Source organism: Methylobacterium endophyticum, assembly GCF_050591105.1.
Taxonomy (GTDB): domain Bacteria; phylum Pseudomonadota; class Alphaproteobacteria; order Rhizobiales; family Beijerinckiaceae; genus Methylobacterium.
In genome coordinates this window covers 39490-54606 of sequence record NZ_JBNHES010000019.1, presented here as the reverse complement: position 1 = coordinate 54606, position 15117 = coordinate 39490, and the positions used below count along the sequence as shown (strand labels likewise).

At 71.3% G+C, this 15117-nt stretch carries 14 protein-coding genes; 8 read left to right on the top strand and 6 right to left on the bottom strand.

Features of this window, described 5'->3' with window-relative positions; translation table 11 throughout:
* Window positions 1-319 precede the first annotated feature (319 nt).
* The 5 genes from ACP56T_RS18675 to ACP56T_RS18655 all read right to left on the bottom strand — a co-directional run bounded on the left by ACP56T_RS18675 (window position 320) and on the right by ACP56T_RS18655 (window position 6207).
* A complete protein-coding gene (locus ACP56T_RS18675) occupies window positions 320-1015 on the bottom strand; it encodes a protein-L-isoaspartate O-methyltransferase family protein (RefSeq protein ID WP_430913663.1) in 696 nt (231 codons plus the stop codon).
* A gap of 46 nt (window positions 1016-1061) precedes the next feature.
* Window positions 1062-1826: a 5'/3'-nucleotidase SurE gene (surE, locus tag ACP56T_RS18670; RefSeq protein ID WP_430913662.1), complete on the bottom strand. Its 765-nt coding sequence runs from the start codon at window positions 1824-1826 to the stop codon at window positions 1062-1064.
* The gene (gene serS, locus ACP56T_RS18665; RefSeq protein WP_430913661.1) at window positions 1826-3286 is read right to left on the bottom strand and encodes a serine--tRNA ligase; all 1461 of its coding nucleotides are present in this window, start codon (window positions 3284-3286) and stop codon (window positions 1826-1828) included. Before serS ends, surE begins: the two co-directional genes overlap by 1 nt.
* Before the next feature lie 424 nt (window positions 3287-3710).
* A complete protein-coding gene (locus ACP56T_RS18660) occupies window positions 3711-5732 on the bottom strand; it encodes a hypothetical protein (RefSeq protein ID WP_430913691.1) in 2022 nt (673 codons plus the stop codon).
* Window positions 5733-5880: 148 nt separating this feature from the next.
* Entirely contained in the window at window positions 5881-6207 is a 327-nt protein-coding gene (locus ACP56T_RS18655; protein WP_430913660.1) for a HesB/IscA family protein, read from the bottom strand.
* A gap of 137 nt (window positions 6208-6344) precedes the next feature.
* Here ACP56T_RS18655 and ACP56T_RS18650 point away from each other — a divergent pair, with 137 nt between their 5' ends.
* A complete protein-coding gene (locus ACP56T_RS18650) occupies window positions 6345-7592 on the top strand; it encodes a deoxyguanosinetriphosphate triphosphohydrolase (protein ID WP_430913659.1) in 1248 nt (415 codons plus the stop codon).
* A 23-nt stretch (window positions 7593-7615) separates the two neighbouring features.
* Here ACP56T_RS18650 and ACP56T_RS18645 read toward each other — a convergent pair whose 3' ends face one another.
* On the bottom strand, window positions 7616-8167 hold the full coding sequence (locus tag ACP56T_RS18645; RefSeq protein WP_430913658.1) for a hypothetical protein: 552 nt from the start codon (window positions 8165-8167) through the stop codon (window positions 7616-7618).
* 142 nt (window positions 8168-8309) lie between these two features.
* On the opposite strand from ACP56T_RS18645, the gene ACP56T_RS18640 reads away from it, so the two are divergent.
* The 7 genes from ACP56T_RS18640 to tatC all read left to right on the top strand — a co-directional run bounded on the left by ACP56T_RS18640 (window position 8310) and on the right by tatC (window position 15045).
* A complete protein-coding gene (locus tag ACP56T_RS18640) occupies window positions 8310-8768 on the top strand; it encodes an acyl-CoA thioesterase (RefSeq protein ID WP_430913657.1) in 459 nt (152 codons plus the stop codon).
* Window positions 8769-8861: 93 nt separating this feature from the next.
* A complete protein-coding gene (gene argS / locus ACP56T_RS18635) occupies window positions 8862-10625 on the top strand; it encodes an arginine--tRNA ligase (RefSeq protein ID WP_430913656.1) in 1764 nt (587 codons plus the stop codon).
* Between the two features lie 38 nt (window positions 10626-10663).
* Window positions 10664-12076 (top strand): SPOR domain-containing protein, encoded by a 1413-nt coding sequence (locus tag ACP56T_RS18630; protein ID WP_430913655.1) that lies wholly within the window; start codon window positions 10664-10666, stop codon window positions 12074-12076.
* 188 nt (window positions 12077-12264) lie between these two features.
* Entirely contained in the window at window positions 12265-13272 is a 1008-nt protein-coding gene (gene nagZ / locus ACP56T_RS18625) for a beta-N-acetylhexosaminidase (RefSeq protein ID WP_430913654.1), read from the top strand.
* 116 nt (window positions 13273-13388) lie between these two features.
* Window positions 13389-13655, top strand: a complete 267-nt coding sequence (locus tag ACP56T_RS18620; protein WP_430913653.1) for a twin-arginine translocase TatA/TatE family subunit — start codon at window positions 13389-13391, stop codon at window positions 13653-13655.
* A 75-nt stretch (window positions 13656-13730) separates the two neighbouring features.
* Window positions 13731-14237 carry a Sec-independent protein translocase protein TatB gene (gene tatB / locus ACP56T_RS18615; protein WP_430913652.1) on the top strand — a complete coding sequence of 169 codons (507 nt, stop codon included), beginning with the start codon at window positions 13731-13733 and terminating at the stop codon, window positions 14235-14237.
* 1 nt (window position 14238) lies between these two features.
* Complete coding sequence (tatC, locus tag ACP56T_RS18610; protein ID WP_430913651.1) at window positions 14239-15045, top strand: twin-arginine translocase subunit TatC; 807 nt, start codon at window positions 14239-14241, stop codon at window positions 15043-15045.
* The last annotated feature ends 72 nt before the right edge of the window (window positions 15046-15117 follow it).

Sequence of the window (15117 nt, the reverse complement as noted above, 5' to 3'; positions counted from 1 at the left end):
CTGACGCAACTAACGCGATCATTCAAATCGGATTCAGGTTAAACAACCGTTTTCGACGGGCCGGATTTCGGGGCGGCGTTCACGCCTGTCGCATTTGGGAATCCCGTTCCGGGCCGTTCGCGGCCGCCGGGAGTGAACACGGCGATAACCGACGGGTGCGATGGTCGCCCCTCGCGAGCCGCGTTGCGTATCCGGCTCACGAGGATGACCGGCCCCGCCGTGCCCGATCCCCGGCGGCGGGGCCGCGCATCCGTCCCCCCGGCTTGGAGTCGGCCGCATATCCGGACGGAGAACCGGAAGCCGCGTCTTCTGAACGGCTCTACAGGATGCCGGCCCGCCCCGGCACCAGCGCCGGCAGCCTCAGCGGCGGCCCGAGCGTCTCGCGCAGGCCCCCCTCCCCCCGCTCCACCACGACGAGGCGGTTCCCCGTGGGGGCCGCGAGCGGCGCCGCGAGCCGGCCGCCGGGAGCGAGCGCCCGCGTCCAGTGCTCGGGGATGGCGCCGACGCCGCCGTTGACGAGGATGCGGTCGAAGCCGCCCTCCCCTGCGAGCGGCGCCAGCCCGTCCGCGTGCCGCACGGCGATGACGGGCCAGTCGCAGAGGAGGCCGGCGGCATCCTCCGCGAGGGTCGCGTAGCGCTCCAGGCTGACGATCTCCGCCGCCCCGAGCTGCGCCAGGAGCGCGGTCGCATACCCTGAGCCCGTGCCGATCTCGAGCACCCGCGCGCCGGGCGCGACCTCCAGCGCCAGCAGCATCGCCGCGATGGTGGTCGGCGCCGTCATGGTCGCGCCGCAGGCGATGGGCAGCGCGACGTCGCGCCGGGCCAGGGCGCGGTGGCCGCCCTTGGCGAACAGCGCGCGCGGCACCCGTTCGAGGGCGCGCAGGATCGCGGTGTCGCGCACGCCGCGCGCGCGCAGCGAGAGCACGAAGGCGGCATCGCCCTCCGCCCGTTCGAGATCCTCGTCGTCCTGGTCGGTTGCCCCGCTCACGGCCGCGACCCTCGCACGCGCCGCCATCCGCGCGCCAGGGGTCCTCCGCACGCCAGGGGCCCGGCCGGATCGCCTATCGCGAAAACGCCTGCGCGAAGCGCGTCAGGGTCGGCTCGTCCGTGAGATCGAGGCGCAGCGGCGTGATCGAGATGCGGTTCTCGGCGATGGCCTTGAGATCGGTGCCGTGGCCGGGCTCGAAGCGGGCCTTGGCGAAGGCGAGCCAGAAATAGGGGTTGCCGCGCCCGTCCATGCGCGCGTCGATGGCGAGCAGGTCCTGGTTGCGCTGCCCCTGCGCGGCGATCGCGATCCCCGCGACCTCCTCGGGCTCGCAATCGGGAAAGTTCACGTTGACGAGGATGCCGGGCTCGATCCCCGCCTCCAGGATCTTTTTGACGACCACCGCGCCGTGATGCGCCGCGCAAGTCCATTTGATCCCGGTGCGGCCGCCGGGCCCGTAGGCCTGGCTCATGGCGATGGACTTCACGTTGAGGATCGTCCCCTCCATGGCGCCTGCGATGGTGCCCGAATAGGTCACGTCCTCGGCGACGTTCTGGCCACGATTGACCCCGGAGAGCACGAGGTCCGGCCCGTGCTCCTTGAGGATGTGGCGGATGCCCATGATGACGCAATCGGAGGGCGTGCCCTTCACGGCGAAGCGCTTTTCGGACACCTGCCGCAGGCGCAGCGGATCGTTGAGCGAGAGCGAGTGCGAGACGCCGGACTGGTCGCTCTCGGGCGCCACCACCCAGACGTCGTCCGAGATCTCGCGGGCGATCCCCTCCAGGGTGGCGAGGCCCGGCGCGTGGATGCCGTCGTCGTTGGTGACGAGAATGCGCATCAGCGTGCCATGTCCTTTTGTGGGCCCTCGATCCGGGTGAGGCCGCCCATGTAGGGGGCGAGCGCGGACGGGATCGTGACGCTCCCGTCCGGGTTCTGGTAGTTTTCCATCACGGCGATCAGCGCGCGGCCCACCGCCACGCCCGAGCCGTTGAGGGTATGGACGAAGTCCGGGCTCTTGGCGCCCTTCGGCCGGTAGCGCGCGCTCATCCGCCGCGCCTGGAAGTCGCCGCAGACGGAGCACGAGGAGATTTCGCGGAAGGTGCCCTGCCCCGGCATCCAGACCTCGATGTCGTAGGTTTTTCGCGATGCAAAACCCATGTCACCGGTACAGAGCGTCATCACCCGGAACGGCAGATCGAGCTTCTTGAGCACGTTCTCGGCGCAGGCGAGCATGCGCTCGTGCTCCTCGGCGGATTGTTCGGGCGCCGTGATCGAGACCAGCTCGACCTTGTTGAACTGGTGCTGGCGCAGCATCCCGCGCGTATCCCGCCCCGCCGCCCCGGCCTCCGCGCGGAAGCAGGGGGTGAGCGCCGTGAAGCGCAGGGGAAGCTCATCCTCGGAGAGGATGCTTTCGCGCACGAGATTGGTGAGGGGGACTTCGGCCGTTGGGATGAGCCAGTGCTTGGGCGTACTGATTGCAGCATTCGCGAAAGCATCCGACCAAATCTCAAGGCCCTTGATGTCGTCCGGCGAGGTAATTTTTTCTAGGCGGAGGACAGCCTTATATTCGTCTGCGGCATTCGATATGTGCGGGTCTCTCGAAAGATCTCGAGCAAACTGGCTTAGTCCGACTGCCGCAAATTGATCCTCAGCAAACTTCGGCAACTGCGCCGTGCCGAACATCGCCTCGTCCTTCACGAGGATCGGCGGCGCGACCTCCAGATAACCGTGCTCCTGCGTGTGGGTGTCGAGCATGAACTGGCCGAGCGCCCGCTCCAGCCGGGCGAGCTGGCCCTTCAGCACCACGAAGCGCGAGCCGGAGAGCTTGGCCGCCGCCTCGAAATCCATGAGGCCGGTGGCCTCGCCGATCTCGAAATGCTGCTTGCCGCCGGTGAGCCAGGGGTGGGCCGGCTCGAAGCGGCGATACTCCACGTTGCCGTGCTCGTCGGCGCCCTCGGGCACGTCCTCCTTCGGCGAGTTCGGGATGGCGGCGAGCTTGTCGTCGAGCGCCTTGCCGGCCTCGGTCTGCGCGGCGTCGAGCGCCGGCCCCTCGTCCTTCAGGCGGGCGACCTCGGCCATGAGCTCGGCCGCGCGGGCCTCGTCCCTCGCCTTCTTGGCGGCGCCGATCTCCTTGGAGAGCGCGTTGCGCCGCTCCTGATTGCCTTGAGCCGCCGAGATCGCGCCCTTTCGCGCGTCGTCGAGGGCGATCAGCTCCGCCGAGAGCGGCGCCAGCCCGCGCCGGGCGAGCGCGTGGTCGAAGGCGGCCGGGTTGTCGCGGATGGCGCGGATGTCGTGCATGGCTCGTGTCCTCGGGCCGGCACGCTTTGCAGCATCGGGACTCGGGCGGCAAGGCTGGGATCCATCGCCTTCCTACCAGATCGCCTCATCCGGAGAGGCTGGCCGATCGCTCTCGTCCCGCCCTCGGCCTCCTCCCGAGAATCTGGCCGATAGGTGATGGTTCATATTTTCGCGACGCGTCGTGTGGGGAGTTCGGCGCTCGCGAGCCCGCCTCGCTCCCGCGCATGCCGCGCGTGGGTGGTCTCGGTCCAAACCATCGCGTGATCCCCTCGTCGCTCGCAACGACGACGGAATCACCCACGGCCGAGGCCGCCGCCCCGCTTGTCGGCCGGATGCTCAGGCGCCCTGTCAGGGGCCTCGAAGGTTCAGGACAGGAGAGCGGCCGACAACCGTGGGCGAGACGGCGGTGAAGGCCCGAAAAGAATCACTCGGCCTTGGCGGTCACGTCGAGCTTGTCGAGCACGGCGCCCGGCGAGCCGGCGGTGCTGAACTCGGCGACGCCCAAGCCGTTCGCGTCCTTCGCCCTGGCCGAGAGCGTCAGCTTGCCGGGCTTGGTCACGAACTGGCCCATGGCCGCGCCGATGGCCTTGGCGGAGGGCGAGTTGCCGAGGATCACCGGCACGCCGAGCGTGCTGGCGGTCACGTATTCCTGGCGCAGCTCGTCCGGCTTGAGGCTCAGCGTCTTCGACTGGGCCGCGATGAAGCGCTCGAACAGGCCGGTGTTCTCGATGCTCAGGTCGAGCGCCTTGGCGGTGGCCGAGAGCATGGCGAGCCCGGAGGTCGCCGCGTCCGGGTCGAACAATTCGGGCCCGATGCCGCCGATGGTGCCGGCGAGCCGCACGCTGCCCATGTCCTTGCCGGCCACCGAAACCTCCCGCAGCAGGACCTCTCGCTTGCCCTCGTCCCAGCTCGAATCGACCACCGCGTCGAGGTCGAGATCGCCGTAGCCGTAGGCGGAGAGGCCGCCGAGCCCCGGCACCGAGGCGACGCTGGCGGCCGGCATGGTCAGGCCGGCGAGGCTGAGCCGGCTCGATGTCGGCACGCCCTCGCGCGGAGGGCCGAAGGTCATGGTGGCGTTGCGCAGGCCGACATGGACCGGGGCTGCGGCCGGCTTGGCTGCTCCCGGCTTGGCGACGGGCGGGGCCGCCTTGGCGGCGCTCCTGTCGGCGCCCTTGGCGCGGGCGGCGCCGCGCACGGCGTCGTCCAGGGAATCGCCGAGGCGCTTCGGCGGCGCGGCCTCCGGCGCCGGCACGGGCGGGGGCGCGGGGGTGGGCGCCTCCTCGGGCGGAAGGTCGAGGCTCATGCCGTCGAGGGTGAGGGTGCCGATGGCGGGCGTCAGCCGCCGCATCGCGCCCTCGGGCACGGGAGCGTCGGGCTTCTTGGGGTCGACCACCGCGATCTGGCGAAGGGCCGCGACCGTCGGCGCCAGCGAGAAGCCGGCGAGCGTGATCTTCTCGATGCGCGTGCGCATGCCCCCCTTGGAGAGGGCGATGCCTTCCAGGGTGAAGCCGGTTTCGGAGGCGGCCGACTGGGCCTTCTGGCCGGCGGCCGGTAGCGCGAAAGCCATCCGGCCGATCTCGAAGGTCAGCGGCTCGGGGCCCTTTGTCTCGGCGACGCTGAGGCCCTTGGCCTCCACCGCGCCGGCCGAGACGCCCTCGATCAGGTCGGCCACGGTGGCGGCCGCCTTGGCGCGCTCGGGCCCTTCGAGGCTGTCGGGATCGAGGCGCGACAGCGCCTCGACGGCCCCCGTCCAGCCTCCCGGCACCTGCCGTCCGCCGAGATCGCGCCCGGACAGGGCGGCGAGCTTCACGGCGGTGCCCTTCTCGTCCGTGTAGGCGAGATCGGCGATGGACAGCGTGGCGTAGAGCGTCAGCAGCGGCCCCTTGCCGTCGCCGGGCACGCCGTAGAGTCGGGCCATGGCCGCGAGGTCGACGCCGGTCGCCGCGATCCGCCCGTAGCTCCCCGAGCCGGAGTCCGGGCCGCCCGCCACGGTGATCGCCGCCCCCGAGGCGGTGAGCTCGGCGATGCGCCCGGCCCGCACGTCGCGGGCCGTCACGTCGCGGTAGACGACGGTCTGGCGGGCATCCCCCGGCCCGGCATGGACCGTGCGCAGCTCGGGGATGGTCAGGCTGGCGGCGTCGAGCCGGGCGAGCCGCGCGGCCCAGGGCTCCGGCGAATCCGCCTTCAGGATGCCCATGAGGTCGTCCCGCGACAGGCGCGTGCCGCTCACCGTCACCTTGGGCGCGGTGAGCACCGTGGCGCCGAAGGGCAGGCTCACGTCCTGGAGGGTCACGTCCTGGACGGCGGAGGCCGCCTCCTGCGCCGGGGCCGGCAACGGCCGCACCGCCCATCCACATCCCGCCGCCAGGGCGAGGGCGCAGGCCGAAGCCAGGGCCGCCCGCGCCGCTTGCCGTGCCGTCTGGGCGCGGCCCTTCGGATAGGTCATGTGCGTGTACCGGATCTGACGCGTGCGGGACGGCGGCCGGTCGGGCCGTGCCATCCGTGCCGCATCCGCACGGGCGAGGCAATCGGACGCGCCGCCGCGCGGCAGCGAGCGCCCGCACCTGTCATCCGGGCGCAACGGATCGGGGGCTCTACAGCGAGAAGGAGGTGCCGCAGCCGCAGGAGGAGGTGGCCTGCGGGTTCTCGATCTTGAAGGACTGGCCGATGAGGTCGTTCACGAAATCGATGGTGGCGCCGGCCATGTATTCGAGCGACACGGGGTCGACCAGCACCGTCGCGCCGTCGCGCTCGATGGCGAGGTCCTCGTCGGCGCGGTCGCGGGCGATGTCGAAGGCGTAGGAGAAGCCGGAGCAGCCGCCCCCGTTCACGCTGATGCGCAGGCTGGATCCGGGGGGCTCGGCCCCCATGATTTCGTTGATGCGCCTGGCGGCGCGGGGGGTCAGGACGATATCGGCCATGTCCGGCACTCTGTCGCGGCGATTGCGGCGCCCGCTGTCCGAAACAAGATATGGGCGACGGGCCCGCGCCGCAACGCGGCGGCCCGCAGGGGGAGAATGCATGGACAGGCGGATCGGCTTCGAACGGATGCAGGCCCTTGCCCCGACCCGGTGAGCGCTGGCGCGCGCCCTACGCCACGGACCCGGCGGCGACCCGCGGCCGGCTGATCCCGGAACCGTCCTCGCCCACCCGCAGCGACTTCCAGCGCGACCGGGACCGCATCATCCACTCCACCGCCTTCCGGCGCCTCAAGCACAAGACGCAGGTCTTCGTGCATCACGAGGGCGACCATTACCGCACGCGGCTGACGCATACCCTGGAGGTGAGCCAGATCGCCCGCGCGCTCGCCCGCGCGCTCGGGCTCGACGAGGATCTCGCCGAGGCGCTCGCCCTCTCCCACGACCTCGGCCACACCTGCTTCGGCCATACCGGCGAGGACGCCCTCGGCGCCTGCATGGAGGCCCATGGCGGCTTCGACCACAACGCGCAGGCCCTGCGCATCGTCACCCGGCTGGAGCGCCGCTACGCCGCCTTCGACGGGCTGAACCTCGCCTGGGAGACGCTGGAGGGGCTCGTCAAGCACAACGGGCCGCTGCTGACGCCGGACGGGCGCCCGACCCCGCGCTACGCGGCGGACGGCATCCCGGCGGCCATCCTCGAATACGACGCGCTCCATCCCCTCGACCTCGCGCGCCATGCCGGGCCGGAGGCGCAGGCGGCGGCGCTCGCCGACGACATCGCCTACGATTCGCACGATCTCGACGACGGCTTGCGCGCCGGCCTGTTCGATCTGGCCGACCTCGCCGAGGTGCCGTTCCTGGCGGGGCTGCTCGCGGAGATCGCGCGGCTGCATCCGGGGCTGGAGCCCTCGCGCACCATCCACGAGCTCGCGCGGCGGGTCATCACCCGCTTCGTGGAGGACGTGATCGCGGAATCCACGCGCCGGATCGCGCGGCTCGCTCCGAGGAGCGTCGAGGACGTGCGGAACGCGGATGCGCCGGTCGTCGCCTTCTCGGACGCGATGGCGGCGGCGGATGCCGACATCAAGCGCTTCCTCTACGCGAGGATGTACCGCCATCCGAGCGTCGTCGCCGTGCGGGCGAACGCCAACGTGATCGTCGCCGACCTGTTCTCGGCCTTCCGCGAGGCGCCGGAGCGCATGCCGGAGGAATGGAGCGCGGGCCTCGCGGCGGCGCCGGACCAGAAGATCGCCCGGCGCGTCGCCGACTACATCGCCGGCATGACCGACACCTACGCGGTGCTCGCCCATCGCCGGCTCTTCCCGACGACGCCGGACCTGCATTTCAGCCCCGAGAGCCGGAGCCTGCCGCTCGCCGAGCCCTGACGGCCGGGCGAGCGGCGGCGGCGTCAGTAGCCGTAGCAGTCGTTGCCGTAGGCGCCGTAGCTCACCGGCGCGTAGCCGTAGCCGCTGCCGTACGTGGGGGGCGCGTAGCCGTAGCCCGAGGAGTAGCCGTAGCCCCCCTGGTAGCCGTACCCGCCGCCATAGCCGTAGCCGCCCCGGTAGCCATATCCGCCCTGGTAGCCGTAGCCGCCGCCGTAACCGTAGCCGGAGGAGACGGCGCCGGCCGCCAGGCCCAACCCCAAGCCGATCCCGGCACCAGCCAGGCCGTAACGGGCGCCGCGCCCGTAGCCGCGCCCGCCGGCATAGCCCCCGCGATATCCGCCGTAGCCGGCGCGGTAGCCGCCCGTGCGGTAGCCACCGCCGAGAGCGGCCGCCTTGTAGCCTCCGAAGCCGCGCGCGCCGTAGCCGCCGCCGTGGGACACGCCGTAGCCGCCGGCCGACCGGCCGCCATGACCGTAACCGCCGTGGCCGTAGCCGCCGAACGGGCCGGCCTCGGCGGCGGGAGTGAGAAGAACGGTCGCGCCGAGCGCGGTTGCTGCGAGAACGAGGGCCTTCATGGTGTCTCTCCACCGCACGAGGATCGGCGATGTCTTTTCAACGCAATCTTGGCCGCGTCCGTTCAAGGGGGCAGTCTACGCATCGGTAGTCCGGGCGGCCCCAACGAACGGTCGATCCGGCCCGAATCATCACGGACTCCGCATGAGCGACCGCATCCGCGACGACCGAAGCCAGTATCCGCGCCTCGTGCCGCTGACGACGCGCTGGGGCGACAACGACGTCTACGGGCACGTCAACAACGTCGTATACTACGCCTTCTTCGATACGGCGGTGAACGGCCTGCTGGTGGAGGCCGGCGTCCTCGACATCGCGGCGGGCCCGGTGATCGGGCTCGTGGTCGAGAGCGGCTGCCGCTACTTCTCCGCCATCGCCTTCCCCGAACGGGTGACGGCGGGCGTGCGGGTGGCCCGTCTCGGCCGCTCCAGCGTGCGCTACGAGATCGGGTTGTTTCGCGCGGACGACGCGGAGGCCGCCGCGCAGGGCCATTTCGTCCATGTCTATGTCGACCGGGGGACGCGCCGCCCGGTGCCGCTGCCGGAACCCCTGCGCGGCTTTCTCGGCGGGCTGCTCCCCGCCGCCTCCGAGCCGCCCCCTCCGTGACTCGCCTCCGGCGCCTTGCTATGCGGCCGGATGGTCCTCGCCCCTCCGGCCGCCCGTGACCGGCCGCGAACGAAAAAAAGCTGATCGAACCCCATGAACATCTTCGCCCTGTTCGAGGCGCGCGTGCGCGAGGCCCTCGAAGCGCTGACCCGGTCCGGCGCGCTGCCCGAGGGGCTCGACCTCTCCCGCGTGGTGGTCGAGCCGCCGCGCGACCCGAGCCACGGGGATCTCGCCACCAACGCCGCCCTGGTGCTGGCGAAGGAGGCCAAGGCCAACCCGAAGGCACTCGGCGAGGCGCTCGCCGCCGAGCTGCGCGGCGATCCCCGCATCGCCAGCGCCGAGGTGGCCGGCCCCGGCTTCCTCAACCTGCGGCTGGTGCCGGAGGTGCTCCAGGACGTGATCCGCTCGGTGCTGGCCGATCCCGACGCCTATGCGCGCCGGGCGCCGGGCAGCGTGCCGGGCAAGGTCAATGTCGAGTACGTCTCGGCCAACCCCACCGGCCCGATGCATGTCGGCCACGGGCGCGGCGCGGTGTTCGGCGACGCCCTCGCCAACCTGCTGTCCGCCGCCGGCCGCGACGTCACCCGCGAATACTACGTCAACGACGCCGGCGCGCAGGTCGACGTGCTCGCCCGCTCCGCCTACCTGCGCTACCGCGAGGCACTGGGCGAGACGGTGTCGATCCCCGAGGGGCTCTATCCGGGCGATTACCTCGTCCCGGTCGGACAGAAGCTCGCCGAGACCCACGGCCCAGCGCTCCTCGACAGGCCCGAGCACGAGTGGCTTCCGCTGGTGCGCGACACCGCCATCGCCATGATGATGGACATGATCCGCGAGGACCTGTTCGCGCTCGGCATCCGGCACGACACCTTCTTCTCGGAGCGTACTCTCCAGGGCGAGAACGGGGGCGCCGTCGCGGCTCTGCTCGACGACCTGCGCGCGCGCGGCCTCGTCTACGAGGGCCGTCTGCCGCCCCCCAAGGGCCAGTTGCCGGAGGATTGGGAGGACCGCGAGCAGACCCTGTTCCGCACCGTCGATTTCGGCGACGACACCGACCGGCCGCTGTTGAAGTCGGACGGTTCCTATACGTATTTTGCCTCGGACATCGCCTATCACCGCGACAAGTTCCTGCGCGGCGCCAGCGAGATGATCGACGTGCTCGGCGCCGACCACGGCGGCTACGTCAAGCGCATGCAGGCGGCCGTGAAGGCCGTCACCGACGGCAAGGCCAGCCTCGACGTGAAGCTCTGCCAGCTCGTGCGGCTGCTGCGCGCGGGCGAGCCGGTGAAGATGAGCAAGCGCTCGGGCGAGTTCGTGACGCTGCGCGAGGTCATCGACGAGGTCGGCCGCGACGCGATCCGCTTCATGATGCTCTATCGCAAGAACGACGCGACGCTGGATTTCGACCTCGCCAAGGTGGTCGAGCAGTCGAAGGACAACCCGGTCTTCTACGTGCAGTACGCCCATGCGCGCTGCCGCTCGGCCTTCCGCCAGGCCGCCGCCGCGCTGCCGGGCGAGGATTTTTCCCGCGCGTCGCTGCTGGCCGATTCGGACCTGTCGGTGCTCTCCGATCCGGGGGAGATCGAGATCATGCGCCTCATCGCGCAGATGCCGCGCGTCGTCGAATCGGCCGCCGTGGCGCACGAGCCGCACAGGATCGCGTTTCACCTGTATGAAACCGCAAGTTCCCTGCATGGTTTCTGGAACAAGGGCAAAGACTTGCCGCAATTACGGTTTGTTAATCCAACCGACCGAAAGTCGACACGGGCGAGGCTGGCCCTCGTCGAGGCTTTGACGAGCGTGCTCGCCTCCGGCCTCGCGATCCTCGGCGTCACCGCGCCGGAGGAGATGCGGTGAGGATTTACGCGTCGTGCGTATGAAGTGAGGGTGCTGCCATGACGAGCCCGTCGCGAGCGACAGTCGATTTCGAGGCCTTCGCCCGCGATCTCCAGCAGCCCCATCTCGCCCCCGAATCGGCTCCGCGCGCGCAGGGCACCGCTCCCGCCAAGGGCGACCCGCTCGCCGAGCTCGCCCGGATCATCGGCCAGGACGACCCCTTCCGCGCCCTGCTCGAGGCCCGCGACGGCCGCAAGGGAGCACAGGCCCGGATCGAGCCGAGCTTCTCGGAGGATCCGGTGGCCCGCCCGCTCGGGCAGCAGCAGGCCGCCTATGCCGCCCATGCCGGCTACCGGGAGCCCGCCGCCGAGCGCCACGAGACGCCGGCCGATGCCTTCGACCAGTACCTCGCCTCCGTCGAGCGGGATTATCACGACGCCCCGCAGCCGCAGCCCGAGGAGGCGCAGACGGCCGAGGACGCCTACGAGGGCCGCGCCCTCAAGCGGATCGCCCCGCGCCGCAAGCTCGTCTCGGTGGGCGCCGGCATCGCGGTGGTGGTGCTCTCGGTGACGGGCGCGCTGACCTATCGCGGCCTGCACCGCCACGGCGACGGCAGCGGCGGCGTGCCGATCATCAAGGCCGACACCGCGCCCCTGAAGATCCAGCCCAAGACCGCCGACGGCGTCGAGATCCCCGATCAGAACAAGCAGATCTACGAGCCCAAGGCCAAGGACGGCCAGATCCGCATCGTCAACCGCGAGGAGCAGCCCCTCGACGTGGCCCAGGCCGCGCGGGCGGCGCAAGGCTCCGAATCGTCGGCGGCGGTGACGCCCGGCGGCGGCCTCTCGGACGCCTTCGGCGAGCCGAGGCGCGTGCGCACGGTCTCGGTGAAGCCCGACACGCCGGTGCCCGCCCCGGCCCAGCAGCAGCAGGCCGCCGCCGAGACCCAGACCCCGCCGCCCGCGCTCATCCCGACGATGACGCTGCCCGATTCGAACCCGCCTCCGGCCGCTCCGGCCCCGCGGACGCGCTCCGTCCGTCAGGCCGTGCCGCTGCCGCAGGCCGCCCCGGCCCAGACCGTCGCCGCCCCCGCCGCCGAGACGACCCCGGTCGCCGCCGCGCCCGCTCCCACCCGCGTCAAGGCGCCCCAGCGCGTCGCCTCCGTGGCGCCGGAGGCCGTCGCCGCCCCGGTCGAGGCCCCGGCCACCACCTCGGCGACCACCGGCTCCGTCGGCGGCTTCTCGGTGCAGCTCGGCGTGCGCAACAGCGCGGGCGAGGCCCAGGCCGCCTTCAAGCAGATGCAGGCCAAATACGCCGAGCTCGCCGGCCAGCCGGCCCTGATCCGGCAAGCCGAGGTCAACGGCAAGTCGCTCTACCGCGTCCGCGTCGGACCGCTCGGCAAGAGCGAGGCGGCGAGCCTCTGCTCGAAGCTCCAGGCCGAGGGCGGACAGTGCTTCGTGGCCAAGAACTGACCGACCGACTGAGCCGGCTCCGTCGCCGCGCCGCCTGACTCATCCGGGCAACAGGTCCGCGCCGCGCGGGCCCGGAACGCCTCGTCCCGGCCGTGGGGCCTTGCGGGGCGGGGGCCGGCGGGCCGATTCTCCCCGCTTCGAGTCGCGCCGACCCCGATACCGAAAGCCCTCGCACAGAGTCCCCGCCGATGACCTCCCGTGCCCTGATCCTCGGTTGCGCCGGACGGACCCTCGAGCCCGAGGAAGCCGCCTTCTTCCGCGACGCGCGGCCCTGGGGCTTCATCCTGTTCAAGCGCAACATCGGCACGCCGGACGAGGTTCTGGCCCTGACCGACGCGCTGCGGGAGACGGTCGGGCGCGCCGACGCGCCGATCCTGATCGACCAGGAGGGCGGCCGGGTGCAGCGCATGGGCCCGCCGCATTGGCCGAAATACCCGGCCGGCGGCCGCTTCGGACGGCTGAACGGCTCGGCCGCCGCCATGGCGAGGCTCGGCGCCCGGCTGATGGCGCATGATCTGTCGAGCGTCGGCATCAATGTCGACTGCGCGCCCGTGCTCGACGTGCCGGTGGCCGGCTCCCACGACATCATCGGCGACCGCGCCTACGGCTCCAGCCCCGAGGCGGTGGCCGAGATCGGCCGCGCCGTGGCCGAGGGGCTGATGGCCGGCGGCGTGCTGCCGGTGATGAAGCACATCCCCGGACACGGCCGCGCCGCCTGCGACAGCCACCAGGACCTGCCCGTGGTCGATGCCTCTCGCGAGACGCTGGCCGCGCAGGATTTCCGCCCCTTCCGGGCGCTCGCCGACCTGCCCATGGCCATGAGCGCGCATGTGGTGTTCTCGCAACTCGACCCGGAATTTCCCGCGACGCAGTCGCGCGTCGTGATCGAGGAGATCGTGCGCGGCGCCATCGGCTTCGACGGCCTGCTGATGACCGACGACCTCTCCATGCACGCGCTCACCGGCCCGTTCAGGGCCCGCGCCGAGAAGGCGTTCTCCGCCGGGATCGACGTGGCGCTGCACTGCAACGGCGAGCGCGCGGAGATGGAGGCCGTGGCCGAGGGCGCGCCGCTGCTCTCGGGGCGGGCTCTCGACCGCGCGGCGCGGGCGCTCGCCCGGCTCGGGCGGGACCGGAGCGGATTCGACGTCGCCGAGGCCCGCGCCCGGTTCGAGGCGGGACTTTCCGCCGCGGCCTGAGCAACCGGCCGCATCATCCTCGCCTTGTGTTCGTTTCGCCCGGTCCTTAGGTTCCGGGCGATCATGGACAATGGCAGGCGCCGCCCCGGTCGGGCGCGTGGGCGCGGGAGTTCCCAATGGGCAGCATGAGCATCTGGCACTGGATCATCGTCGCCGGCATCGTGATGCTGCTGTTCGGGCGAGGCAAGATCTCGGACCTGATGGGCGACGTCGCCAAGGGCATCAAGGCTTTCAAGAAGGGCATGGCCGAGGACGAGACGCCCGCGCAGGCCGCCAAGCCCGCGCCGGGCAACGAGCCGGTGCGTACCCTCCCGCATGCGGCCGAGACGGCGCCCGGCACCGCCATCCCCGCGAGCCACGTCTCCCAGGCCGACAAGGTCTGACCCGGCGGGTGCCGGAAACCGATCGGGTGATGTAAGGCGGGGGTCCGCCCCGGATCGACAGGACCGACGACGACCATGCTGGACATGAGCTGGGGCGAGGTGATGCTGATCGGCGGCGTCGCCCTCATCGTCATCGGGCCGAAGGACCTGCCGAAGGCGCTGCGCACCGTGGGCCAGATCACGCGAAAGCTGCGCTCCATGGCCGGCGAGTTCCAGATGCAGTTCAACGAGGCGATCCGCGAGGCGGATCTCGACGAGGCCCGCAAGGAGGTCGACGGCATCCGCAAATCCATGAGCGGCATGTCGGGCTCGGGCTTCAACCCGGTCCAGACCATCCGCGACGAGCTGAAGGGCGCCATCGAGAGCCGCGAGGCGAAGGCCGCCGAGCCGGCGCCGACCGAACCGCCGCTTCCCGCGCCCCCGCTTGCAGACCTCGCCGCCGCCGAACCCGCCGTCGCTCCCGCGACGCGCGCCCGCTCGCTGGCAGACGCCGTGGCCGATCTGCGAGCCTCGGAGGCTGCTGCGGGAGGCCGCTACGACGTGCGCCGCCCCCCGGCCGCCCCTCCCGCCCAGGGCGCCTGAGATGGCCGCCGTGAACGAGGCGGACGAGGCCGAGATCGAGGCCTCGCGGGCGCCGCTCCTGGAGCACCTGATCGAGCTGCGCTCGCGGCTGATCAAGTCGCTCGCCGCCTTCGTGGTGATGTTCTTCGGGTGCTTCTTCTTCTCGAAGGACATCTACAACATCCTCGTCCACCCCTACGTCTCGGTGGTGGGCGCGGAGAACGCGAAGCTCATCGCCACGCATTTCCTCGAGCAGGTCTTCACCAACATCAAGCTCAGCGTCTTCGGGGCGGCGTTCCTGGCCTTTCCGGTCATAGCGACGCAGATCTACGCCTTCGTGGCGCCGGGCCTCTACCGCAACGAGCGCAACGCCTTCCGGCCCTATCTCGTGGCGACGCCGATCTTCTTCCTGCTCGGCGCGCTGGTGGTGTTCTTCCTGGCGATGCCGCTGCTGATCCGGTTCTCCGTGAGCCTTCAGCAGGTGGGCGTCGCCGGCGAGCCGACCATCGCGCTGCTGCCGAAGGTGGACGAGTACCTGTCGCTCATCATGACGCTGATCTTCGCCTTCGGCATCGCCTTCCAGCTTCCGGTGATCCTGACGCTGCTCGGCCAGATCGGCATCATCGACGCGAAGTTCCTGCGCGAGAAGCGGCGCTACGCCATCGTGCTGGTCTTCGTCGCCGCCGCGATCCTGACGCCCCCGGACGTGATCTCGCAGCTCTCCCTCGCGATCCCGATGCTGCTGCTCTACGAGGCCTCGGTGTTCTCGGTCGCGCGGGTGGAGAAGCTGCGCGCCGCGCGGCGACAGGGGGAGGGGCTGGAGCCTTGAGGTCGGCTTCTCCGACTGCTCGACCTCATCCCGAAGGCTGCCGATAAATCGGCGTTCCGTCTCCGGGTCCCT